The sequence below is a fragment of the Methanocorpusculum labreanum Z genome, assembly GCF_000015765.1.
GTDB lineage: Archaea > Halobacteriota > Methanomicrobia > Methanomicrobiales > Methanocorpusculaceae > Methanocorpusculum > Methanocorpusculum labreanum.
On record NC_008942.1, the window covers coordinates 212,111 to 234,371 of the forward strand.

General features: G+C 49.5%; 25 protein-coding genes. 20 read left to right on the forward strand and 5 right to left on the reverse strand.

Translation table 11 applies throughout. The features are described from left to right. Positions 1-24: 24 nt before the first annotated feature. Genes MLAB_RS01165 through MLAB_RS01175 form a run of 3 tightly spaced genes read right to left on the reverse strand, consistent with a single transcriptional unit; the run spans position 25 to position 1,899 of the window. Positions 25-870 (reverse strand): deoxyribonuclease IV, encoded by an 846-nt coding sequence (locus MLAB_RS01165; RefSeq protein ID WP_011832603.1) that lies wholly within the window; start codon positions 868-870, stop codon positions 25-27. Further along, positions 863-1,669: a DUF7714 family protein gene (locus tag MLAB_RS01170; RefSeq protein ID WP_011832604.1), complete on the reverse strand. Its 807-nt coding sequence runs from the start codon at positions 1,667-1,669 to the stop codon at positions 863-865. Before MLAB_RS01170 ends, MLAB_RS01165 begins: the two co-directional genes overlap by 8 nt. Beyond that, positions 1,666-1,899 carry a hypothetical protein gene (locus MLAB_RS01175; protein ID WP_011832605.1) on the reverse strand — a complete coding sequence of 78 codons (234 nt, stop codon included), beginning with the start codon at positions 1,897-1,899 and terminating at the stop codon, positions 1,666-1,668. Before MLAB_RS01175 ends, MLAB_RS01170 begins: the two co-directional genes overlap by 4 nt. Before the next feature lie 153 nt (positions 1,900-2,052). On the opposite strand from MLAB_RS01175, the gene mmp11 reads away from it, so the two are divergent. From mmp11 to MLAB_RS01210, 7 genes are read left to right on the forward strand one after another with little or no spacing between them, the layout of a single operon-like run. Beyond that, complete coding sequence (mmp11, locus tag MLAB_RS01180) at positions 2,053-2,940, forward strand: methanogenesis marker protein 11 (protein WP_011832606.1); 888 nt, start codon at positions 2,053-2,055, stop codon at positions 2,938-2,940. Then, the gene (locus MLAB_RS01185; RefSeq protein ID WP_011832607.1) at positions 2,937-3,968 is read left to right on the forward strand and encodes a radical SAM protein; all 1,032 of its coding nucleotides are present in this window, start codon (positions 2,937-2,939) and stop codon (positions 3,966-3,968) included. The genes mmp11 and MLAB_RS01185 overlap by 4 nt, the downstream gene beginning before the upstream one ends. Beyond that, positions 3,965-5,092 (forward strand): thiamine pyrophosphate-dependent enzyme, encoded by a 1,128-nt coding sequence (locus MLAB_RS01190; RefSeq protein ID WP_011832608.1) that lies wholly within the window; start codon positions 3,965-3,967, stop codon positions 5,090-5,092. Before MLAB_RS01185 ends, MLAB_RS01190 begins: the two co-directional genes overlap by 4 nt. Then, positions 5,073-6,239: a homocitrate synthase family protein gene (locus MLAB_RS01195; RefSeq protein ID WP_011832609.1), complete on the forward strand. Its 1,167-nt coding sequence runs from the start codon at positions 5,073-5,075 to the stop codon at positions 6,237-6,239. Before MLAB_RS01190 ends, MLAB_RS01195 begins: the two co-directional genes overlap by 20 nt. Continuing rightward, a complete protein-coding gene (locus tag MLAB_RS01200) occupies positions 6,236-7,489 on the forward strand; it encodes an aconitase/3-isopropylmalate dehydratase large subunit family protein (protein WP_011832610.1) in 1,254 nt (417 codons plus the stop codon). Before MLAB_RS01195 ends, MLAB_RS01200 begins: the two co-directional genes overlap by 4 nt. Continuing rightward, positions 7,486-7,962 carry a LeuD/DmdB family oxidoreductase small subunit gene (locus MLAB_RS01205; protein ID WP_011832611.1) on the forward strand — a complete coding sequence of 159 codons (477 nt, stop codon included), beginning with the start codon at positions 7,486-7,488 and terminating at the stop codon, positions 7,960-7,962. Before MLAB_RS01200 ends, MLAB_RS01205 begins: the two co-directional genes overlap by 4 nt. After that, positions 7,959-8,969 carry an isocitrate/isopropylmalate dehydrogenase family protein gene (locus tag MLAB_RS01210; RefSeq protein WP_011832612.1) on the forward strand — a complete coding sequence of 337 codons (1,011 nt, stop codon included), beginning with the start codon at positions 7,959-7,961 and terminating at the stop codon, positions 8,967-8,969. Before MLAB_RS01205 ends, MLAB_RS01210 begins: the two co-directional genes overlap by 4 nt. Before the next feature lie 4 nt (positions 8,970-8,973). Here MLAB_RS01210 and MLAB_RS01215 read toward each other — a convergent pair whose 3' ends face one another. Next, positions 8,974-9,858, reverse strand: a complete 885-nt coding sequence (locus tag MLAB_RS01215) for a tRNA(Ile2) 2-agmatinylcytidine synthetase (RefSeq protein ID WP_342606839.1) — start codon at positions 9,856-9,858, stop codon at positions 8,974-8,976. A gap of 531 nt (positions 9,859-10,389) precedes the next feature. On the opposite strand from MLAB_RS01215, the gene MLAB_RS01220 reads away from it, so the two are divergent. The 13 genes from MLAB_RS01220 (at position 10,390) to MLAB_RS01280 (ending at position 21,748) form a co-directional block, all read left to right on the forward strand. Further along, a complete protein-coding gene (locus tag MLAB_RS01220) occupies positions 10,390-10,671 on the forward strand; it encodes a 4Fe-4S dicluster domain-containing protein (protein ID WP_011832614.1) in 282 nt (93 codons plus the stop codon). 22 nt (positions 10,672-10,693) lie between these two features. After that, positions 10,694-11,857, forward strand: coding sequence for a 4Fe-4S binding protein (locus MLAB_RS01225; protein ID WP_011832615.1), 1,164 nt, complete (start codon positions 10,694-10,696; stop codon positions 11,855-11,857). A gap of 6 nt (positions 11,858-11,863) precedes the next feature. Further along, the gene (hdrC, locus tag MLAB_RS01230) at positions 11,864-12,448 is read left to right on the forward strand and encodes a CoB--CoM heterodisulfide reductase subunit C (RefSeq protein ID WP_011832616.1); all 585 of its coding nucleotides are present in this window, start codon (positions 11,864-11,866) and stop codon (positions 12,446-12,448) included. Positions 12,449-12,450: 2 nt separating this feature from the next. Continuing rightward, entirely contained in the window at positions 12,451-13,377 is a 927-nt protein-coding gene (gene hdrB, locus MLAB_RS01235; protein WP_011832617.1) for a CoB--CoM heterodisulfide reductase subunit B, read from the forward strand. Between the two features lies 1 nt (position 13,378). Continuing rightward, the gene (locus MLAB_RS01240) at positions 13,379-15,418 is read left to right on the forward strand and encodes a CoB--CoM heterodisulfide reductase iron-sulfur subunit A family protein (protein ID WP_011832618.1); all 2,040 of its coding nucleotides are present in this window, start codon (positions 13,379-13,381) and stop codon (positions 15,416-15,418) included. Continuing rightward, positions 15,418-15,846, forward strand: a complete 429-nt coding sequence (locus MLAB_RS01245) for a hydrogenase iron-sulfur subunit (protein ID WP_011832619.1) — start codon at positions 15,418-15,420, stop codon at positions 15,844-15,846. Before MLAB_RS01240 ends, MLAB_RS01245 begins: the two co-directional genes overlap by 1 nt. Before the next feature lie 89 nt (positions 15,847-15,935). Beyond that, complete coding sequence (locus tag MLAB_RS01250) at positions 15,936-16,331, forward strand: molybdopterin dinucleotide binding domain-containing protein (RefSeq protein WP_011832620.1); 396 nt, start codon at positions 15,936-15,938, stop codon at positions 16,329-16,331. 13 nt (positions 16,332-16,344) lie between these two features. Then, positions 16,345-17,661, forward strand: coding sequence for a formylmethanofuran dehydrogenase subunit B (locus MLAB_RS01255; RefSeq protein ID WP_011832621.1), 1,317 nt, complete (start codon positions 16,345-16,347; stop codon positions 17,659-17,661). Between the two features lie 5 nt (positions 17,662-17,666). Next, positions 17,667-19,379, forward strand: a complete 1,713-nt coding sequence (locus tag MLAB_RS01260) for a formylmethanofuran dehydrogenase subunit A (protein WP_011832622.1) — start codon at positions 17,667-17,669, stop codon at positions 19,377-19,379. A 9-nt stretch (positions 19,380-19,388) separates the two neighbouring features. After that, complete coding sequence (locus tag MLAB_RS01265; RefSeq protein WP_011832623.1) at positions 19,389-20,189, forward strand: formylmethanofuran dehydrogenase subunit C; 801 nt, start codon at positions 19,389-19,391, stop codon at positions 20,187-20,189. 129 nt (positions 20,190-20,318) lie between these two features. Next, positions 20,319-21,242, forward strand: a complete 924-nt coding sequence (locus MLAB_RS01270; RefSeq protein WP_011832624.1) for a 4Fe-4S dicluster domain-containing protein — start codon at positions 20,319-20,321, stop codon at positions 21,240-21,242. A 45-nt stretch (positions 21,243-21,287) separates the two neighbouring features. Then, positions 21,288-21,491 (forward strand): hypothetical protein, encoded by a 204-nt coding sequence (locus MLAB_RS01275; protein ID WP_048061947.1) that lies wholly within the window; start codon positions 21,288-21,290, stop codon positions 21,489-21,491. Between the two features lie 44 nt (positions 21,492-21,535). Beyond that, positions 21,536-21,748, forward strand: a complete 213-nt coding sequence (locus tag MLAB_RS01280; protein ID WP_011832625.1) for a rubredoxin — start codon at positions 21,536-21,538, stop codon at positions 21,746-21,748. Positions 21,749-21,797: 49 nt separating this feature from the next. On the opposite strand, the gene mobB is transcribed toward MLAB_RS01280, so the two are convergent. Next, entirely contained in the window at positions 21,798-22,223 is a 426-nt protein-coding gene (mobB, locus tag MLAB_RS01285) for a molybdopterin-guanine dinucleotide biosynthesis protein B (RefSeq protein ID WP_011832626.1), read from the reverse strand. Between the last annotated feature and the right edge of the window lie 38 nt (positions 22,224-22,261).

Consider the following 22,261-nt stretch of genomic DNA (forward strand, 5'->3'; position numbering starts at 1 on the left):
TTTGAGCTTTCGCTCATACTGAAATTACACGGCCAGTCTTCGTGCGACGGCCAGGTTATCTTTATCGGTCCTGATTTCGTCAGAGGGGGTCTCCATAATGAAGGCGCAGTGCGAGATCTTTGGAAACGTCAGGACATCATGAATGGTCTCTTCTCCAAGATATCCAAGCCCCAGATGTTCGTGTCGGTCCAGATGGGAACCGACCCCGCCTTTCATGTCGTTGAGATGAATGACTTTGAGTCGATCAAGGCTTCCTGCCTCATCATTGAACCAGCCGAACACGGTCTCCGCCCCGTGACCTTTCAAATCGTAGCCGGCTGCTGCTGCATGACAGGTGTCAAAACAAAATCCGACCCTTCGTTCGTTTGAAAGAGCGTCGGAGATCACGCCTATGTCCGTGAATGTTCCCCCAACGGTATTTTTTTCGTTCGCGGTGTTTTCGAGCAGGATCATTGTCTCGCCTTCCGACTCATCCAGCGCCTGACCGATCGCCGCGATGACTTTCTCCTGACCTTTTTTATGTCCGTCTTCTTTTCCGTGATGACCCAGATGGGTCACGAGATAGGGGATTTTGAGCTGATCGCAGCGGTCAAGCTCTTCGGTCATGGTGAAAATCGATCTTGCATATATCTCGGGTTTTTCTGCTGCCGGATTTGGAAGGTAGGGCATGTGATCAACGACCGGCCCGATTCCCGAAATGTTTAATGCATCGATAAACGCTTCTGCAATCGAGGGTTCAATCGGTTTGGCAGCCCAGACACGCGGACTCCGCGTAAATATCTGGAAGGTGTCGCATCCCGCTTCCTGGGCCCTGGACACGGCAAGAGGTAAGGAGCCGGCGATCGATACGTGGAATCCGAGTTTAATCATTTCGTTCTCTCCATTCTTTTATCATTGCAAAAAGTGCATCGGCAATGGTTTTCGGGTTTGCTCCCCAGTGAACCACTGCGCCGAAGTATCCGTTGTACATGCCTATCCCGCTGTTTTCCGCACGGCAGCACCGTGCGATGAACGGCTCTCTGTTTACCTGCGTGATCGGGCAGATGTCTTCGAACTCGAAATCGTAACCGTAATTTTCGTGACAAATCTGTCTGCCGGTCCGGCAACAGGCGATCCGTGATCCTTTCGGCGGGATGTCCCGGTCCAGCGTATGGGGAAATCCGCCGGCTCTGCAGGGATAGACTTCCGTGTCGAGTTTACTGATGTCTCTGATGTGGTGATCGAAGACGATGTTTTCGGTTTCGAAAAAGCCGAGCGATTCTAGCCCGTTGAGCGTATCGACAAGGGAAGGATTCGGCGGCGTGATGTCGAAGACGTGGACCGTTTCAAACGTTGAAAGGTCGGGATCACACACGAATGTCATGTGATCGTCCTCTTTTCCAAAGACGGTGCATCGTTTCTTTGTCGAAAGCGCTTTTCTGACCAGACCTGCCCGGTCATGGGTATTTACCTCTTCTTTCCATACAACGGTATCCTCTGGTCCTGCGACGAGTTCCACCGATTCGATCTCCCGCATGAGTCCAATGCCGTCTTTCGGCAGTATTTTCAGCACCTCAACTCCGTCCAGCGTCGGATGGATCAGATATTCTGTGAGGAAATACACCTTCTCGCCGAGGGGAGATGTGGCGGCATTGCCCACGAATTTACACTCTTTTGGGAATATCATCATTCAGGTCTTTCTATTTTTGCCAGTACTTCGATGAATTTGTAGGTGAGTTTGACCGTCCCCCCGCCGATGTGACGGATGGTGATCGGCGATTCCGGGGCCGTTTTTATTGCGAGTTTATTTCCTTCGTAGACAAAAATGATTTCATTATTGTTTATGTAGGCTGAAGCATCCGCCCCGGTCATTTTCACACAGCCGATTTCCTGTATCTGTTCTTTTAACGAGTCCCACATGATTGATAGTAAATTGGGCTTTGGAGGATTAGTATTTTATCCAGCCGTGATTTTTCAGGCTCAACACAAATCCTTATATCCGGTCAGGCACACATATTTGTTAACGAGATTTTCGTTTACGAAAATATCGGCTACAAAAATCTGCTGATACCTATGACTGAAGAACCCTGTATAATCGACAATCCCTATTCCATATCCTATCCTGAGATTCTTGCACTCGCATCAGAAGACGGCAAAACAGTTGAACTTATTGAGAGGTTCGACTGTATGGGCGGGGCGATGTGGGTGAAAAATCATTATGCGAAAAGTCCGCTCGTCAAAAGTTCCCGCATCGTTTCCAATACCCAGCGGTTTATGCTTGATACCGGCGATGTCAGCCTCAAGCTTGAAGGGTCATACTTTCCTGCAGGAATTTGCGGAGCGGAAGTAACCGAGTCGGAAATCGCCGTCTCCTACCTCGGCCTTGGAGGCGGAGGCGTCGGGGCAAGTATCTGCCGTGCGACCGCCGGAGGTGTCTTGCGTCATACCTGTGATGTCTGCGGAGGGGGTAAAGTCGCCGGCTCGACCATTTATCTGCCGAGATATACTAGGGTCATCATTGGTCTCGACGACACGGATACGCCGGAGGAGGGGGCGACTTGGACGCTTGCCCACAACATATCGAAGGCTGTTGAAACACCCAGCTCCCGTTATCTCTCCCACACGATAACCCAGCTCTTTCCTGTTCCCTACCGGACCAAAAACTGTGTCGCTCTCGCCTGCGAATTTGCCACTATGGAACCCGAGAAACTCATCGACCGGTTCGAAGCTCTGGTCAGGAAATACACGCTTTCGGATGAGACCGGTCTTTGTGCCTACATCGGTTTTGATCCGTCAGCGATCATGCCGTATGCAAGAAAAGTCAAAGCCGGTGAGGTGACCTTGGATGATTTTGCGGCAGTTCGCCCTCATCTGGATGTACGGATCGAAGGACGGGGTATCATCGGAGCAGCGGCGGCGATACCCTTTTACACGAATTACGCCGAGGCCCTTTTGATATGACCAGCGTCTCGAAGACTGCAGATACACATAAGCTTGGCCGAATCAAACACCAGCTTTTAGCCGTCGGTTCGGCAAAAGTGACCGGCATCCCGCTTCCTGCTTCGCTCTCGTCCACCGCAGGTCCGGGTTCCGGCAAAGGAGGGTCGGTGTTTTTCTCCGATGGGGTTTCCCGGATACGTCTGACGCTGGATGAGGGGAGCCCAGTTCACATCGTAAATTTTGGGGACTCTGCGGTTCTTACGTTCGATGGGCCGAAAGGTCCGGTTTCCGTTGACGGTTTTGTGGAAAAAACCGGCTGTCACTGCCCAAAGCAGGCGTATATCACGATAAATGAGGGCTGCATTTTTTCATGCCGGTATTGTAATGTTCCAAACCAGGAAAAACACACAAAAACCCCGGATGAAATCGTTTCTCTGATTACGGATGCATGTTCCCGGGATACGATTGAGTGCATATCTCTTACGAGCGGTGTTGTCGGGACGATGAAGGAGGAGGACGAACGTCTCTTTACGATTCTCGAAAAGATCCGCGTTTTTGATCTGCCGATCGGCGTCTCGGTTTATCCGACCCCCGGTCTTTCCAAAAAACTCTTCGAGCTCGGCGTTTCTGAGGTGAAGTTCAATCTTGAGACCGCGACTGAAAAACTGTTTGCCGAGATGTGTCCTGGACTTGATCGGGATGTCTTGTGGGATTCTCTCAATGAAGCGGTCGGAATTTTTGGAAAAAACCGTGTCTATACCAACATCATTCTGGGTCTCGGCGAATCCAAAGCCGAGATGAAACGGTGCATCATGCAGTGTCTTGAAAACGGGATCATTCCGATCATCCGTCCGTTGACTCCCTCGTCAGAACTTTCTGATTACTCGCGTCCTTCGGCGGCCGACATTCTCGGCATTGCTGAATTCCTGAAAAGTGAACTTCTGCGTTTCGGCCTTGACCCGTCAGAGGCCAGGACGATGTGCGCAAAGTGTATGGGCTGTGATGTTGCTCCAATGACGGATTTACGTGCGGAGGAGGTGACGGCATGAAGGCGGAAGATGGATTTGCCTCGGCAGTTTTAGAAGCGGCGGATGCTTGTTACGCAGTTCCCGGCTATCCGGTCACGGATCTTGCAGAAAAATGTGATGCCGAGTACACGGTCAATGAAAAAATTGCTCTCGAGTATGCTCTTGGCATGTCTCTTTCCGGGAAGAGAGCTGTGGTCATCGTCAAAAATGCCGGCATGAATACCCTTGCCGATCCCCTGGTCTCAGCAACCTATCAGGGACTTAAGGCAGGTGTCGTGATTATTGCAGGAGACGATACCGAGGTTCGCGGATCCCAGACCCGGCAGGATTCAAGAATATACGGTGAGGTTGCCTCGGTCCCGGTCCTTGAACCAGCGGCAGATGAACTCTGCTTTTCAGTTGAAGCGGCCATGCAGAGTTCGGAAACCTACTCGAGGGTTGCGATCATCCGGGTCACTCCGGCAGTTTTGGATGCCAAAATATCGGATGTTTCCCTTCCAAAACGAAGAAACGGATACGGGATACTCTTCCCGGATGATCTGACGATGAGAGGGAAATGCGAATACGCAGAGAACATCACTGCCGTTATGAAAAGTGACATGATCCGTGAAAAGATCGTCCCCGAGACGTTCGCGTCCCGGGGTCATTACCGAACGGTCTGCAGAAACTGTCCGTATAAACCGTTGTTTTCTTTCCTGAAAAACACGCTCTCTCAGAATAATACTGCCGCGATCTGCGATACCGGCTGTTCGCTTCTCTCCAAGAATCCGCCGTTTTCCTATTCTCTTGCGAACTACGGACTCGGTTCTTCTCCGGCGGTAGCTTTGACGAGCACGAAGATTGCCCTCATGGGTGATTATGCGGTTTTGCACTCGGGGCTGAATGCCCTCATCGATATTTACGAAAAGCACCGCTCTCTGTTCTGTATTATTTTGAAAAACAGAAAACTGGGCATGACCGGCGGCCAAGACTGCCCGGATATTCTGCCCTATCTGGCCCCGTTTACTCCCACGGTCGTTTCGGCTGATGATCCTCGTCTTGCAGAGCTGATTGAAAAAGGAATCAATGAAAAAACCGGCCTTGGAATTCTGGTCGTTGAAGGGGAATGCCCCTCTGGAGAAAATCATGAAACCATTGAATGTTGAAATATGCGATGTAACGCTCAGGGATGGTGAACAGACGCCTGGGGTGTCTTTTACCTGCGAAGAAAAACAGGATATCGCCCAGCGCCTTTCCGATATCGGCATCGATATCATCGAAGCAGGGTTTCCCAGCGTATCCGAATACGAAAAACGCAGCGTGCGTTCCATCGTCGAGATGGATCTGCCGTCAGATATCTGCTGTTTATCTCGCTGTGTCCAAAGCGATATCGACGCAGCGATAGACTGCGGCGTCGATCTTGTCAGTCTGTTTTTCGCGACATCGGATCTGCATCTCCGTATAAAATACAAGAAGACCCGGGAAGAGATGCTTGATCTCGCTCTTGGCATGCTGGATTATGCTCTTGATCACGGAATTAAGGTTCGATTCTCTGCAGAGGATGCGTCGAGAACAGATACGGCATTTTTGAAAGAGATGTATGCGAAAGGAGCTGACCGGGGAGCCTCCTACAGCAGTTATGCCGATACGGTCGGCTGTATGACGCCTCTTTCGATGTACGAGACCGTACGTGTACTGTCCACCTGGCTGAAAAACCCTCTGTGTGTTCACTGTCACAATGACATGGGTTTTGCGAGTGCCAACACGTTTACCGCAGCCCAGGCCGGGGCATTTCAGCTTCACACGACCGTTAACGGAATCGGCGAGCGTTGCGGGAACGCTTCTCTTGAAGAAGTTCTCGTCGCACTCAGAATGCAGGGGGGCGTCGATCGGTATGATCTCTCTGCTCTTCAGACTCTTTCGAGAACTGTGGAAACCTATTCCGGTATCAAAATCGCAAAGACAAAACCTGTTGTGGGCGAACATGCCTTCTGTCATGAGAGCGGGATCCACATCGCGGCTTTGATTCAGGACAGAAATACCTACGAGTATTATCCGCCTGAGATGGTCGGGGCCGAGCAGAAGTTCATTCTCGGCAAACATACCGGAAGAAAAGGACTCGAGTATATTCTGACGACCCTTGGATACAACCCGGTCCCAGGCGAGGTCGATGTAATTCTTGAGCGGATCAAATCGATCAGCGAGACAAAGCAGAGCATCACTCATGATGTTCTTCTCTCGGTAATTTCCGAGACAAGGCAGGAGACTGAATTGAAAAAGACATCGGGCTCTGATAAAGCCAGGACGGGATGAAGATGGCAGACACACTTTCCGAACGGATTCTCGGCTCGGCCGAAGGTACGTATGTCGACCGGATGGTTGATCGGGCATTTGCCCACGACGGGACCGGTGCCCAGGCACTGGTCGCATTCGAAAATTTCCGGATCCAAAACAAGTCCGTTGTCAATCCTGAAAAATTATCTATAATATATGATCACATCTCGCCGGCGAACAACTCGGTTACGGCCGATCTTCAGGGAGATCTTCGGAAGTTTTCCCGACAGAACGGGATGCATTTCCACGAGGTCGGCTGCGGGATCTGTCATCAGATAATGAGCGAAGGAGTCTGCCTACCGGGTGAGATCGTTGTCGGGGCGGATTCGCATTCCTGTACTCTCGGGGCACTCGGCGCATTTTCAACCGGTGTCGGAGCAACCGATATGGCGGGGATCTGGGCGACCGGCGGGACCTGGTTTAGAGTTCCCGAATCTATTAGTATAGTGCTGTCCGGCAAACTTTCCGGTCATACCGAGCCGAAGGATGTCGCACTATCTTATGTAAAGGCACTTGGGATGGACGGCGGGACCTACAAAGCTCTGGAGTTTATCGGTGACGGAGCCGCCGGCATGCCGGTCGAAGGAAGACTGACGTTATCTAACATGGCCGTCGAGACCGGGGCAAAGACCGGATTATTCTATGCTGATGCGTTGACCCGCGAACATTTGATAACCTACGGAGCGGACGAGAAAACAATTTCTCTGCAGAAACCCGAAGACTGCAGTTATGAATCCGAGATTTACCTTGATCTTGACGATATTGAACCGCTTCTTGCCATACCTCACCGGGTCGATAACGCAGTACCCGTTACAGAGTATTCGGGCACCCAGATCGATCAGGTATTTATGGGTACCTGTACAAACGGACGGTTTGAGGATCTCAAACGGTTCGCTGAAATCGTCAGAGGTAAAAAAGTCGCCGTCAGGACGATCGTTACGCCTGCTTCGAAGGATGCATATGCGAAGGCTCTGTCGACTGGTGTCCTGTCCGACATACTTGAGGCGGGCTGCGTAATCTGTCCGCCCGGCTGCGGCCCCTGTCTTGGGGCACATATGGGTGTCCTTGGGGGAGGCGAGGTGGGTCTGTCCACAGCGAACCGGAATTTCAGGAATCGGATGGGGGTTGGTGCCGAGTATTATCTCTGTTCTCCGTCGACGGCTGCTGTTAGCGCTCTTTGCGGCGAGATCAGGTCGCCGGATGAATGGAAGGGAGGTTTGAACCGATGATCATATCTGGACATGCCGTTGTGATCGGGGAGGATGTGGATACCGACATGATCATCGCCGGTCGTTATCTTAGGACGATCGACCGGTCGGTGTGGGTGGAGCATGCCTTCGAAGATTATGATAAGAGTATTGCCGGACGACTGAACGGCGCCGTGTTGGTTGCCGGGAAAAATATCGGCTGCGGATCATCCCGCGAGCAGGCTGCTGCTGCTCTCAAGGAAGCGGGGGTACGTGCCGTCGTCGCTCCGTCTTTTGCGAGGATCTTTTTCCGAAACTGTGTTAATCTTGGATTGTATGTCTTTGAGGCGGATGTTGTGTGCGAAAATGGTGATATCATTTCCTTTGACACCGATGATTCGTATGTCAAAACATCAAATGCCGTTTATCAGGCAAAGCCGCTCTCGAACCGTATGAAGGAGATACTGTCTGCTGGTGGGCTGAATGCCTATCTCTCCATGCAGGGTGAACCATGAGCCTTCGTATCGCTGTCGTGAACGGGGATGGTATCGGGCCTGAGGTTATCCCTGAAGCTCAAAAGATTCTTGAGCATTTTCTTCCCGATGCGGATTTTTATGAGGTCGAACTCGGCCTTGCCAAATGGGAGAGAAGCGGGTCCGCCTGTTCCCCGGATGATATTCGTGAACTGAAAGGGGCAGACGCGATTTTATTCGGGGCCGTGACAACCCCTCCTGACCCGAATTACCGGAGCGTTCTTTTGCAGATCAGACACGAACTCGATCTGTATGCAAATCTTCGTCCCATCAGACCCCTTCGTTCATCGGGCCAAGGGTCACCCGCCGATATGATGATCGTCCGGGAGAATACCGAGGGACTTTATTCAGGCATCGAGGAGATTGGTGAGGAGAGGTCGACGACCCTCCGTGTGGTGACGAAGGCAGGTTCCAAACGAATTGCAGAGAAAGCCTGCTCTCTTATTTTGGAACGAAATTCTAAAAGTCCGCTCGTTATCGGATACAAAGGGAACGTGCTTAAATCGGATCTGCTTTTCAGGGATACCTGCAGCGAAGTCGCTGCGTCATTTGGGATACAGACAAAAGCGGTGTTTATCGATGCTTTGTGTCTTGATGTTTTGCAGCATCCGAAAAATTATGATGTGATCGTTACGACAAACATGTTTGGTGATATCTTAAGCGATGTCTGCGGGTATCTCACAGGAGGACTTGGCATGCTTCCGAGTGCGAACATAGGGGATACGCATGCATTTTTCGAGCCGGTCCACGGGAGTGCTCCGGATATTGCCGGTAAGGGTATAGCAAATCCAGTTGCTGCGATCCGAAGTGCGGCAATGATGCTTGAGTATTTCGGGATGAAACGTGAAGCTTGCCTCGTCGAAGAATCGATTGCCGATTTGATTAACAGCGGTGTATGCACGCCCGATCTTGGAGGCTGTGAATCAACTTCATCGTTCGGCAACCGTTTGCTTGCAGCCGTCTGTAAAAAAGAAGAGAGACAAATATAATTTTTTATGGTGTCTCGCCGTAGAGACCAGCGGCCTCTACACCACCATCTGCCCAGAGAAGTGCTCCAAGAGCTCCGATCCTTCCTTTTCCGTTTGCACTGTCGATAAAGGTGATGCCGAGTTTTTCTGCCTCGGTTACTGCCTCTTCGCGTGTCAGCAGTTCGGTCTTTACTCTCTTTGCATATGCTGAGTCCGGAAGACGGATGCCGGCAAAATAGCAGATGCCTGTTGTTTTACTCATCGTTTTTTCTTCGATGAACGCTTTGACGAATGCAATAAGCTCGGCCTTTTTTTCCGGCTTTACTGCGAAGGTGATCACTGAACCTGTACAGTTGGTGGTCTTTTCAGGGGCTTTCGGGTTGAGCTGGATGATCCGCATTCCAAGGAAGGTGGCTCCGTCGATAGAACAGGCTTCGCCGCATTTCAACGCAAGGACCCAGGTTGCTCCTCCTTCTTTCGTATCGGTATCATCTATTCCGAAAGTGATCTTCTCATATTTCGGCAGAATAATAGTGCTTCTGCAGATTCGTGCACCGCCAACTTTCAGATCTTCTTCACTCGCATATTCTGTTCTGAGGACACCGGGAGCCTGAGATAAACAGGCAGCGACCCCTACTCCTGCTCCTGCTGCTCCTGCCCAGGAGGTTCGTACTTCATTTCCCTCTACAACAACTGCTTCAAGTGCTTGTCCCCCGAGTTCCGTATCCGAGGGTCCAAAGCTGATGGGATACGAGCCGATTTTTGCGATCATCGTCATTGAGGTTCCTTCGGTTTTTGCAGAGATGAGTGCCCCTTTCGCTCTTCTCCGGTTCATATGATCCCATTCGATAGGGCCTCTTGCATGACATTGTTCATGTATTTCGGCAATGCCGTTTTTTTCATCGGTCATTACAAGGAGTCGGTGACAGAACATCGGTCCAAATTTTTCTTTTATCTGATCTGGGGTTAATGTGATTGTCATATTTTTTGATACCAGAATTTTCGTTAACAGAAAGATCGGTCGTATGAGTATAAGATATGTTCGATGTGACACGCCTTATAAATCACCCACTGATATTAACAAGCATTGGATAAACAAAGATGGTTGATATCGCTTTGGCTTTAATCATATTCAGAAATATGTTGTCCGTTGAAAAAACGCGCATAAATTGGCCTTTAACTCAAAAGAAGCTTGAATAATTGATTGTTTCCTTAACCTCCTTTAATTTGAAGGGATATACGCGGACGTTATTTTGATCAATATTTGTGGGTTATTTCATTCATACACCATTAACAATACGTTATAAGTAAATTATTATATTTTATTGCTGGAATTTTAAGCTGAAATTGAGCTTCTTTCTATTGAGAACCTTTATCTATCATCTTACTCAAACCATATCAGTAATTGATTTCGATCGATATAGGCTGGTGCATATAAGCAATGGCATTTGCAATGCATATTAACATGGAGCGATGTACCGGTTGTAACAATTGTGTGGTCGCATGTCCCGTGAACGCACTCGAGCTCAACACAGTAGATCCGGCAACGACCGATAAGATCTACCTCGTCGTTGACGGCAAGGCTAAAATCCTTGACGTGAAACACGAGCTCTGTGCGGGCTGCGGTGTGTGTGTAGAAGCATGTCCGTACAACGTTATTCGACTGGTAGGACCGCAGGAAGGAGCCACTGCAGCAAAAGCTGTAGTTGGAGTCCACCACTAAAAAAATTGGAGAGGATTAATACATGGCAATGAGCACAATGTATCCAAAATTCTCCACGAAGACTGATGGAGACAACGTCATTATGGAGCAGAAGCTCCTCGCGAAAGTTTCCCACCTCGTGTTGAAAAAGAATGTATGTACCGGGTGTGGTATTTGTTCTGAAGCATGTCCAAAAGAGGCAATTGTCCTTGGACTTGTAGGAGCAGTCCGCCGTGGTGCAGTGACTACCGAAGCACCGATCTCAGTAGATCCGGCAAAGTGTTCTTACTGTGGTGTGTGTGTTATTTTATGTCCGTTCAATGCTCTTGGATTAGAGATTGACGGTGAACCGAGTCTGCCTATTCTTGAACAGGAAGGTTTCCCGCAGTATGATATTACTGCTGAGATCGACGAGTCCAAGTGTAACCGCTGTACTGTCTGCCATGAGGTCTGTCCAAACGATGCAATCATCCGTGATGTTCCGACCTTTGAAGGTGTGGATGCTGCAGATGGTAAGAAGCGTCAGGCAGCCCTTACCGGAAAGACAACCTTCGTGGTTGACAAAGAAAAGTGTACCGTCTGTGGTATCTGTGCGGCACTCTGCCCGGCACTTTCCGTAGACCGTGTTCCATTCAACGCTGAGACGGTTAAATCCCTCGGTGACATTGTCTGGGATGAAAAACTCTGTAACGCTTGTCAGGTCTGTGCCCTTGCATGCCCAACTGAGGCAATCAAGGTTGACCGCGTTGTTGAGTCCAACAAACTTCCAGGCAAAGTAACCATTGATATTGACAACTGCTGCACCTGTGCATGGTGTGAGAACACCTGCCCAACCGAAGCAGTCACCATCAAGAAGTTCTTCGATGGAGAAATCAGCTTCAACGCAGAAAAATGCCCGGCTGGCTGTTCGACCTGTATCGAAGTGTGCCCGTGCAAAGCAATTTATCTGCCCTCCCCTGCCTCTGCTGTAGGTATGAAGAAGGAGAAGGAAGCAGTTATCGCTGTCAGCAAGGAACTCTGTATTTACTGTGGTGCCTGTGTCAATGCATGCCCGTCAGAAGATGTTATCACTCTTAAGAGAACCGCGATCAGAGTCAAAGGACCCGAGACCGATCTCTTCAAGAAGATCGCAGACAAACTCTACGTCCCCAGAACCTCCAAAGTACGTGAGGCATCAGGTCACGTTGAAGTAAAAGAACTGGAGTGAACCAATATGACTAGTGCAAAAGCATACAAAGATGCTGCCCTCGCAGCACGCCTCTCTGACCGGTACTACCGTCCAAAGCAGGACAGCGACCCGTCGTTCACTGCCGAAGTTGAAAAGATCGGAGGAACCGAAGCTCACATCTGTTACCAATGCGGAACCTGTACAGGATCCTGCCCATCAGGTGCAAGAAGCACTTACCGGATCAGAAATTTCATGCGCAGAGTCAATCTCGGTATGAGAGATGTTTGTCTCAACGACCCGGATCTCTGGCTGTGTACAACCTGTTATACCTGTTCTGACCGCTGCCCAAGAAATCTCATCCCGACCGATGTTATCATGGCAATGAGAAATATTGCAGCAAGACAGGGCATCGTTCCTAAAAACTTCCTTGCAACGGTGAACTTCATCTACAACACTGGTCACGGTGTTCCAAACAGTGATGCAAACCGTGCAGCCCGTGTCAAGTTAGGTCTTGAAGCCGAGCCGGAAACCACCTGCAAATATCCCGAATATATTCCGGCAATCCGGAAAATCCTCGAGGCATATGGAACCAAGCAGCTCGCAGATAAAGTCCTTGCGGAGGGTCAGTAATTATGTCACACGAGACGCACAAATACGCATTCTTCCTCGGATGCATTGCTCCGAACCGGTATCCCGGTATCGAGGCATCTGCTATCCGTACCGGTAAGAATCTCGGTATTGAGCTTGTTCCGTTAAAGGGAGCATCTTGCTGTCCGGCACCTGGAGCATTCGGGTCCATTGACCTCAATGTCTGGTATGCAATGGCTGCAAGAAACCTCATCTTAGCAGAACAGATGAATATGGATATCGCCCTCATTTGTAACGGCTGTTACAAATCCATCTGGGAAGTCAACCACAAACTGAAGCACAACGATGAACTCCGTGACTCAGTCAACGAAGTCTTAAAGGAAGTTGATATGGAGTACAAAGGTACTACCAACGTCTACCACCTCGCTGAGCTTTACTACAATGATGATGTTTGCGGTCTTGACAAACTCAGAGACAGCGTCAACACACCCCTCACCGGCGTGAAGGTTGCCTGCCACTACGGCTGCCACTTACTCAAACCTGCAAAGGACCGTGAGTTTGCCGGAGGAGCTATCGGCGATTCCGAACACCCGATGTGGTTCGAAGAACTCGTGGACGCTCTTGGTGCAGAGGCAGTTGAATACCGCAATAAGATGCAGTGCTGTGGTGCAGGCGGAGGAGTCCGCGGATATGATATCGCTCACGCTCTTGATATCACCAACGAAAAGCTCACCAATATGGCTGCTGTCGGTGCTGATGCAATTGTCGACACATGTCCGTTCTGCCAGCTGCAGTTCGACCGCGGTCAGTTTGAAATTGGCCAGAAGTTTGGTATTGAGTGGAGTATTCCGGTTCTTCACTTCTGTGAAATGCTCGGTCTTGCACAGGGCATGACTCCGAATGAACTTGGTCTTGACCTTCACCAGATTTCTTGTCAGCCATTCCTTGACAAACTGAAGGGAGGACAGTAATATGGCATATACAGGTAAAAAAGAGGCATCAACTCCTACAGCTGAAGAACCAAGAATCGGTGTCTTCATCTGCCACTGTGGTACCAACATCGCAGGTTCTCTGGACGTTCCTGCAGTAAAGGAATATGCTGAAACCATTCCTCACGTCGTTGTTGCTCAGAACTATGCATACATGTGTTCGACCCCGGGTCAGAACATGATCAAAGAAGCAATCGAGCAGTACCACCTTACAGGTATCGTTGTTGCAGCATGTACTCCCCGTCTCCACGAACAGACCTTCAGAACTGCCACTGCAAACGGTGGTCTGAATCAGTTCAGATTCGAGATGGCCAACATTCGTGACCAGGGCTCATGGGTCCACATGCACGACTGGGAAGGCGGAACGGAAAAAGCAAAAGATGCAGTCCGTATCGCTGTTGCCAAAGCAACAAAACTCGAAGACCTTTATCCGATGGCAGTACCGGTTGAACACCGTGCATTAGTCGTTGGTGCAGGTATCGGCGGTATTCAGGCATCCATGGATCTTGCCGCAGCCGGTATCGAGACCTACTTAATTGAGAAGGAACCGACAATCGGTGGTCGCATGTCCCAGCTTGACAAGACCTTCCCGACCCTTGACTGTTCTCAGTGCATTCTGTCTCCGAAAATGGCAGAGGCCGGCAGAACGCCGAACATCAAACTCTACACTCTCGCTGAAGTCGAGAACGTAGAAGGATACATCGGTAACTTCGACGTAACCATCCGCCGCCACGCCCGTGGTGTGCTGACCCCAACAGAAGCCGCTGCAAAAGGCATTGTTGGTGGAGGATGTACCGGATGTGGTGACTGTGCAACTGTGTGTCCAGTCGTTAAACCCAACACCTGGGAATTTGGAATGTCACCTCGCAAGGCGATCTACATCCAGCACGCACAGGTTGTTCCGCTCATCTACACCATCGACTTCGATGCATGTGTGAAATGCGGTCTCTGTATTACTGCCTGCGGAACCAAGAAAGCCATCGACCTTGAAATGGAAGATGAACTCTTCACGATCAAAGTTGGAACCGTCATCATTGCAACCGGTTACGAAACCTTCCCGATCGAGCAGAAGAGAGAGTGGGGTTACAAACTCTACGACAACGTCATCACCTCTCTTGAGTTCGAGCGTCTGATTTGTGCATCCGGTCCAACAATTGGTCACCTTGTCCGTCCTTCCGACGGTGAGACCCCGATGTCTGTCGCGTTCGTCCTTTGTGCAGGTTCCCGAGACAACACTGGTATCGGCAAGCCGTACTGTTCCAGATTCTGCTGCATGTACTCGCTGAAGCACGCTCACCAGGTCATCGAAAAGATCCCCGGTTGTAAAGCATACATCTTCTACATGGACATCCGTTCCTTCGGTAAGGCATACGAGGAGTTCTACTACCGTATCCAGCACGAAGGTGCCAAGTTCATCCGTGGACGTGTTGCCATGATTCAGGAACTTCCCAACAAGAACCTCCTGGTCATCGCTGAAGACACGCTCCTTGGTATGCCTGTTGAGATCGAAGTTGATCTTGTTGTCCTTGCAGCTGCTATTCAGCCGACTGCAGAAACGGAAATCGTCCGCAGACACTTCGGTGTTTCGTGCTCGATTGACAAATGGCTCCTTGAGGCCCACCCGAAGCTGAACCCCTGTGGAACCACCACCGCTGGTGTGTACCTTGCAGGTGTCTGTCAGGGTCCAAAAGACATTCCAGATACCGTAGCCCAGGCAGAAGGTGCCGCATCTGCAGCATCCATCCCAATCCACGCAGGTCAGGTCGAACTTGAGCCTTACTATGCTCAGTGTATGCAGGATATCTGTGCAGGCTGTGGTATGTGTACTAACCAGTGTCCATACTCTGCTCTGTCCATGACTATCGTTGATGGCAGAACGGTTATGGAAGTAACTGCAGCAAAGTGTAAAGGCTGTGGTACCTGTGGTGGTTTCTGCCCAGGCGGTGCAATCAAGATGCAGCACTTTACGAGCCCCCAGATTCTGGCTCAGATTGATGCATTCTTCCTTGGAGGTGAACAGTAATGTCTGATGAGTGGAAACCAAAGATTATCGGTATCATCTGCAACTGGTGTTCATATGCCGGAGCAGACGGTGCTGGATCAGCCCGTACCCAGTATCCTCCTGACATCAGAATTGTCCGTGTCATGTGTACTGGTCGTATCGACACCCTGTTTGTTCTGAAAGCTTTCGCTGACGGAGCAGACGGTGTTCTCGTGTCCGGCTGTCACTTTGGTGACTGCCACTACCTTGCAGGAAACTTCAAGGCAGCAAAGAGAATGTTCCTTGTAAAGAGTATTCTCAACAACATGGGTATCGAACACAGGCGCTTCCGTATGACCTTCGTGTCAGCATCGGAAGGTGCAAAGTGGGCAGTCGTAATTACCGACGTGATTAATACTATCAAAGAGATTGGTCCGAGCCCCATCGCGGAGTTTAACAAAAGGAGCTAATGTGTGGGCAAAGATAATTTAATGAAAAATTATCTCCACACGTATCTTTTTGGCAAACTCAGCAGAATATAATAGGAGCACATGAGTTTATGAACACGATTACTCTGAATCTGATCACCGGAAGGACGATCCAGCAGGGTGTTTCCATGGAGTCCGGAAAAGAAAAGACTGACTACATGAAAGCCTGCGGAATCATCGAACTGGATCCTTCAGATATCAAAAAACTCGGCATCTGGAAAAATACCAATGTCCGCGTTACCAGCGAGTATGGTAGTATTATCGTCAAAGCCATCGAGGCAACTCAGGGTCCCCACCCGGGAATCGGATGGATTCCAATGGGTCCCTGGGCCAACATGGTAGTTGATATCAATACCTACTCCACAGGAATGCCGACATTCAAAGGTACCAAAGTTACCGTTGAACCTGCAGAAAATGAGACGGTTCTCGACTCATTATCTGTCGTTCTTAAAGCATGTGGACAGTAAGAGGTGTAAAACTATGTCAAAACTGGTTACTGATGTAATCTGCCCGTTCTGTGGAACGCTTTGCGACGACCTTGAAGTCGAAGTAAGCGATGACGGAAAACAAATCCTGGAGGTTCGCAATGCATGCGCAATTGGAGCCACCAAATTCCTTCACTCACAGGCATCGGACAGAATTATCCGCCCCCGCATGAAACAGGATGATGGGACTTGGAAAGATATCAGCTACGCAGAAGCAGCAAAATATACTGCAAAAATCCTCTGCGAAGCAAAGAAACCGTTAATGTACGGTTGGTCCTCAACATCCTGCGAAGCACAGGCGACCGGTCACATGATCGCAGAACAGGTTGGAGGTATTGTTGATAATACCGCAACCGTCTGCCATGGACCATCTCTGATTGCAGTCCACGATGTGGGTATCCCGTCATGTACACTTGGTGAAGTTAAGAACCGTGCTGATCGCATCGTCTTTTGGGGATGCAACCCGGCACATGCTCACCCCCGTCACATGTCCAGATACTCGATTTTCCCGAGAGGTTATTTCACGGGAAAAGGATCCAAGAGCAGAAAAATTATTGTTGTTGATCCCCGCCCGACCGACACAGCATCCCTTGCTGACTATCACATCCAGATCGAACAGGGTCGCGACTACGAACTGCTTGACGCACTTCGTGTAGCCTTTAAAAACGGCCCTCTGCCGGATGTTGTTGCAGGCGTTCCCAAAGACAAGATCTATGAAGTAGCCCGTCTCTTAAAGAGCGGAAGATTTGTTACGATCTTCTTCGGAATGGGTGTCACCCACTCCCTTGGTAAGAACCACAACATTGATGAAGCAATCGCGGTTACCCGCGATTTGAACGAATACACCAAAGCATCCATCATTCCAATGCGTGGCCACTATAATGTGACCGGCTCTGGTCAGGTGCTTGGCTGGCAGTTCGGCTTCCCGTTCTGTGTTGACTTATCCCGCGGCTTCGCCCGGTACAATCCGGGAGAAACAAGTTCGAACGATCTCCTTCTCCGAAATGAAGTTGATGCATGCTTCGTTCTTGGTAGTGATCCGGGATCCCACTTCCCCAACAAATCCGTTCAGGAAATCTACAAACTCCCGTCAGTATGTATCGATCCGCATATTACCCCGACCGCAGCCGTCTCCAAGTGCCACGTTCCAGTAGCATTTGTTGGGGTTGAAGTTGGCGGTTCCTGCTATCGTATGGACAACGTCCCAATCGAATCAAGAAAGGTCGTTGACCCGCCGGCAGGTATGCTTACCGATGATGAGTTCCTGAAACTTGTTCTGGCAGAAGTAATGACAATTAAAGGAGCTGCATAAGAACCATGACTGAAATCCTCATTAAAAACGGATTCGTCTTTGACCCTACCCTGGGAATAAAAGGCGATAAAAAAGATATTGCTGTCAAAGACGGCAAGATCGTTGACAAGGTTTCCAGCTCAGCAAAGGTTATCGATGCAACCGGAATGACCGTCATGGCTGGTGGTGTGGATATCCACACTCACGTTGCCGGAGCAAAGGTCAACGTTGGCAGAAACTTCCGTCCCGAAGACAAGCTTCAGTCGGTCTACGAACCAACACGCGGTGTTCGCCACATGTCTGGCGGATACTCGGTTCCGACCGTCTTCAAGACTGCATATAAGTATGCAGACCTTGGATACACTACTGTCTTTGAGGCAGCAATGCCGCCACTGTATGCCCGCCACACGCACGAAGAGATGCGTGACACTCCGATTCTTGATCAGGGTGCGTTCCCGATGTTTGGTAACAACTGGTTCATGCTCGAGTATCTCAAGAATGGCGAGTATGACAATGCGGCTGCATACATTGCCTGGCTTCTTCGCTCTACCAAAGGATATGGTATCAAATGTGTCAATCCCGGTGGAACTGAAGCATGGAGCTGGGGTCTCAACTGCCTTACTGTAAATGATCCGGTCCCCTACTTTGAGATCACGCCGCGTGAAATCATTGGTGGACTGCTTAAGGCAAACGAAACTCTCCACCTTCCGCACTCACTGCACCTTCATGGAAACAACCTCGGAAATCCGGGGAACTACACGACCACGCTTGATTCGCTTAAAATTGCCGAAGGCATAAAAGCCGACAACAAGTTTGGCCGTGAGCAGGTTCTTCACCACACCCACATCCAGTTCCACTCATATGGCGGAACAACGTGGGGAGACTTCGAGTCCAAAGGTCCTGAAGTCATGGACTACATCAACAAGAACAAGAACATTACCTGTGATATCGGTTTTGTAACTCTTGACGAGACGACAACCATGACTGGTGATGGTCCATTCGAGCACCACCTGACTGCCTTAAACCACCTTAAGTGGGCAAACACTGACGTTGAAGTTGAATGCGGTTCGGGAATCGTTCCGTACATCTACAGCAAGGATGTTTACGTCTGCGGTGTTCAGTGGTCCATTGGTCTTGAAATGGCGCTCCTTGCCAAAGACCACATGAGATGCTACCTGACAACCGACCACCCGAATGCAGGTCCGTTTACCCGGTACCCGCGTGTAATGAAGTGGCTTATGAATCAGGAATCACGTGAGGCTCTCCTTCATACCATGAAGAACGAAGATAAGGTTCGGGACAGATCGAGTCTTTCCTCCATTGACCGTGAACTGACTCTCTACGAGATTGCCATGATGACTCGTGCGGGTACTGCCAAGGCTCTCGGTCTTGCAGACCGCTGCGGAGGTCTTGGAATCGGTATGCAGGCAGATATCGCTGTGTATCCATTTAACCCAGATACCGACGGCAACGATGCCGAGAAGATCGAGTGGGCATTTGGCAATGCAACCTATCTTATTAAAGATGGACACATCATTATCAATGACAGTGAGATTGTCAGCAACGGTAACAAGAAGACCTACTGGGTTGATGTCGCAACCAATCCGAACAAGCAGGTCGAGCGTGATATCAGTGAAATGTTCACGAAATATTACACCGTTACCGAGAAGAACTACGAAGTTGAAGAGCACGCATTCATGAAGAATCCCTGCGTCATTAAAGTTGATGCAACACAGTGAGGTCAAAAGATGAACACTGTTACAATCACTATTACAAAACAGCCGGCGTTATTTATTGAAGCCGAGTGTTTTACCCCCGACGCAATTGCAGGCAAGTCTGCTGACGCCATCTCCAAACTCCCGATCTACATTGGTAAAACCACAGAAACCGTCGGCGACTACTTTGCTGTCGATGGAAAAGCCGGAGCTACCGCTGCTGATACCAAACTGGTAATCAAAGGCGACACCAGCCGTGTCAAATATATCGGCTCGAAGATGACTGCAGGCGAAGTCGTGATCAACGGCAACGCAGATATGTATGTTGGAGCCTTCATGTCCGGCGGCAAAATTACTGCCAAAGGAGATATCGGTCACTTTGCAGCTACGTCCATGTCCGGCGGCGAGATCATCGCAGAAGGAAATGCCGGGAACTACCTCGCAGCCTCCTATCGTGGAGACTGGAGAGGTATGTCCGGCGGCAAGATCACTGTGCTTGGCAATGTTGGCAGCGACTGTGCTACCTTCATGACCGGCGGTGAGATCATCATCGGCGGAAATGTCGATGTTCATGTCATGACCCATGCAGACGGCGGTAAAGTTGTCATCAAAGGAAATGCAAAGAGCCGCCTCGGCGGTCAGGCTTCCCGCGGTGAGATTTACCTCTTTGGAACTGTTGACGTTATGATGCCAGGTTACGCATACTTTGAGGATGCAGAACTCGAAGTTGCAGGAACCAAGGCAAAGTTCGCAGTATACAACGGCGATCTTGGTGAGCGTCACCCGACGCGCAAAGGTCAGCCGATCTATGCCAAACTGTATCTGAAGAAATAATTTTCTCAGATCGACACAACCTTTTTTGGTTGTGGCAGAGACGATTCTATCGTCTCCCTCTCCATTTTTTCGGGCATCTTTATTGCAGATACCGGTAGGTATTAACTGTTCTCTGACTAACTTTCCTTTATGAACATATTCAGAGAGTATGGTGATTCCGGCATACATGTTTTGGGCGGCGTGATTACTCAGAAGAATGCTGACTATTGTACGGTGCGTATCCGTCTTCCCGCAGGGGTTGTTACCGTCGAGCAGGTCCGCGGTCTTGCCACTATCGCCAAAAAATACGGGGACGGGACGCTCCATGTTACGGCTCGCCAGACATTCGAGATCCCCAATGTCAAGCCTGATACTCTCGATAAAATGAATGCTGCTCTTGAGAAAAACGGGACGCCGATCGGTGCCGAGTTCACTGAGGTGGTGAATGTCACGGCATGCCCGGGAACCCTCCGGTGTAAATATGCCAACATAGACAGTGTCGGCCTTGCAAAAAAAATCGATGAAAAATATTTCCGAAAAGAACTCTCAATCCGGGTCAGAATTGCTATTTCGTCATGTCCAAACTCCTGCGTATCCAGCTGGGAAAGTGATATCGGTATTATCGGCATTCAAAAACCCATTCGCAATCCGAATCTCTGTTCCGGCTGCGGGACCTGCGTGGCATATTGTAAAGAACATGCCCTTTCCGTTCGTCAAGGGGCCGTCAGTCTTGATCATGATATCTGCAATACATGCGGGAACTGTATCGAGACCTGCCACTATCATGTAATCCAGGGGGAACCCCTCGGCTATCAGATCATGGTTGGAGGCAGTCATGGACGCACTCCGCATATCGGCAGATACCTTATCTCCGTATCGTCGGAAGAGGCTCTTCTGGTCGTTGTGGATGGGATTATCGACTGGATCCGCCGCTATGCAAGATCAGGCTCCCGTTTCCGGGAACAGATCGAAAGCGAAGGTTTCGATGACTTCAAAGCATTTGTTCTGAAAAAAGCAGACCCTGCCTTCTTTGTTGGCATTGAAAATAAACGTCTCATCTCCGATACTAAATGATCTGATTCAAAAATCTTATCTTTTTATCCGTTCAAATTACAGCGTATGTCACTCGAAAAAGTCGAAGATGCGTTTTTAAGAGAGGGAATCACTACCGAGATCACTTGCGCCAAAGCTCATGAAATAAGTGAAAAGTACGCGATACCGATTACCATGGTGGGAAATTACTGCAATGTGCATAATATAAAAGTACAGGCATGTATGCTGGGTTGTTTCTCTGGCAAAAAACACCACTCACCCAAAGAGTAACCTGAAAGTCAGGTTCATATCTTTGCCATACAAAATTATAGTAAATGGCAAAGTGGTACTGTATTTATTGTGGCTGGATTTATGATGAAGAGAAAGGTGATCCTGCTCACAATGTTGCTCCCGGCACGAAATATGAGGACATTCCGGATTCCTGGAAATGCCCGCTCTGTTTGATACCCAAGACAAAACCAGGGTTATTCAAAATGATCGTGGGAGATCAGCGTGATGAGACCGCCGAGTTCTCGTTAAAAAAATAATTTTATATGGTCGTCTGCCGGATATCTGCCGGCCGACAAAAAAATTCATTTATCTCTTCTTTGGGACGTAGATGTCGAAGAGCTCGCGTTTTGCAAAAATTTCTTCGGCTGTAGCTTCGCGAAGAACGACATTTTTCCCCTCGATATCTCCAAGGACTACTGTAGAGAATGACTCCTGTTTAAACCCTTCGACCACTGCATAGTCGTATCCTTTCCATGCATAGAAATCCAGAATATCGCGTACGTCTGTGGTTCTCATGCTGAGCACTGTTTTCTCCAGATCGATCCCTGCAGATATTTGTGCCCCTGTTTCAAAGTGAATTGTGGTATCCTTTCCTTCGGGTAATTGCCACGAGTGGTGCCCCATGTGTTTTATCGTTGCTACACTGCCGACTGCGGAAAGGAGGGGGATGAGCCTGGTTATCAGCGTCGTCTTTCCCGAGTTGGAATGGCCGATAATATTGATAATACGCATAATCCTTACATCATATGTCTTGTGACGGCATAATAAGT

Bases quoted from the DNA above. Each gene is read 5' to 3' on its own strand.
- MLAB_RS01175 (WP_011832605.1), bottom strand. From the start codon at position 1,899: ATGTGGGACTCGTTAAAAGAACAGATACAGGAAATCGGCTGTGTGAAA.
- MLAB_RS01265 (WP_011832623.1), top strand. From the start codon at position 19,389: ATGAACACTGTTACAATCACTATTACAAAACAGCCGGCGTTATTTATT.
- MLAB_RS01210 (WP_011832612.1), top strand. From the start codon at position 7,959: ATGAGCCTTCGTATCGCTGTCGTGAACGGGGATGGTATCGGGCCTGAG.
- MLAB_RS01270 (WP_011832624.1), top strand. From the start codon at position 20,319: ATGAACATATTCAGAGAGTATGGTGATTCCGGCATACATGTTTTGGGC.
- MLAB_RS01205 (WP_011832611.1), top strand. From the start codon at position 7,486: ATGATCATATCTGGACATGCCGTTGTGATCGGGGAGGATGTGGATACC.
- MLAB_RS01200 (WP_011832610.1), top strand. From the start codon at position 6,236: ATGAAGATGGCAGACACACTTTCCGAACGGATTCTCGGCTCGGCCGAA.
- MLAB_RS01275 (WP_048061947.1), top strand. From the start codon at position 21,288: ATGTCACTCGAAAAAGTCGAAGATGCGTTTTTAAGAGAGGGAATCACT.
- MLAB_RS01185 (WP_011832607.1), top strand. From the start codon at position 2,937: ATGACCAGCGTCTCGAAGACTGCAGATACACATAAGCTTGGCCGAATC.
- hdrC (WP_011832616.1), top strand. From the start codon at position 11,864: ATGACTAGTGCAAAAGCATACAAAGATGCTGCCCTCGCAGCACGCCTC.
- MLAB_RS01260 (WP_011832622.1), top strand. From the start codon at position 17,667: ATGACTGAAATCCTCATTAAAAACGGATTCGTCTTTGACCCTACCCTG.
- hdrB (WP_011832617.1), top strand. From the start codon at position 12,451: ATGTCACACGAGACGCACAAATACGCATTCTTCCTCGGATGCATTGCT.
- MLAB_RS01165 (WP_011832603.1), bottom strand. From the start codon at position 870: ATGATTAAACTCGGATTCCACGTATCGATCGCCGGCTCCTTACCTCTT.
- MLAB_RS01225 (WP_011832615.1), top strand. From the start codon at position 10,694: ATGGCAATGAGCACAATGTATCCAAAATTCTCCACGAAGACTGATGGA.
- MLAB_RS01250 (WP_011832620.1), top strand. From the start codon at position 15,936: ATGAACACGATTACTCTGAATCTGATCACCGGAAGGACGATCCAGCAG.
- MLAB_RS01240 (WP_011832618.1), top strand. From the start codon at position 13,379: ATGGCATATACAGGTAAAAAAGAGGCATCAACTCCTACAGCTGAAGAA.
- MLAB_RS01190 (WP_011832608.1), top strand. From the start codon at position 3,965: ATGAAGGCGGAAGATGGATTTGCCTCGGCAGTTTTAGAAGCGGCGGAT.
- mmp11 (WP_011832606.1), top strand. From the start codon at position 2,053: ATGACTGAAGAACCCTGTATAATCGACAATCCCTATTCCATATCCTAT.
- MLAB_RS01245 (WP_011832619.1), top strand. From the start codon at position 15,418: ATGTCTGATGAGTGGAAACCAAAGATTATCGGTATCATCTGCAACTGG.
- MLAB_RS01220 (WP_011832614.1), top strand. From the start codon at position 10,390: ATGGCATTTGCAATGCATATTAACATGGAGCGATGTACCGGTTGTAAC.
- mobB (WP_011832626.1), bottom strand. From the start codon at position 22,223: ATGCGTATTATCAATATTATCGGCCATTCCAACTCGGGAAAGACGACG.
- MLAB_RS01170 (WP_011832604.1), bottom strand. From the start codon at position 1,669: ATGATGATATTCCCAAAAGAGTGTAAATTCGTGGGCAATGCCGCCACA.
- MLAB_RS01255 (WP_011832621.1), top strand. From the start codon at position 16,345: ATGTCAAAACTGGTTACTGATGTAATCTGCCCGTTCTGTGGAACGCTT.
- MLAB_RS01280 (WP_011832625.1), top strand. From the start codon at position 21,536: ATGGCAAAGTGGTACTGTATTTATTGTGGCTGGATTTATGATGAAGAG.
- MLAB_RS01195 (WP_011832609.1), top strand. From the start codon at position 5,073: ATGAAACCATTGAATGTTGAAATATGCGATGTAACGCTCAGGGATGGT.
- MLAB_RS01215 (WP_342606839.1), bottom strand. From the start codon at position 9,858: ATGACCGATGAAAAAAACGGCATTGCCGAAATACATGAACAATGTCAT.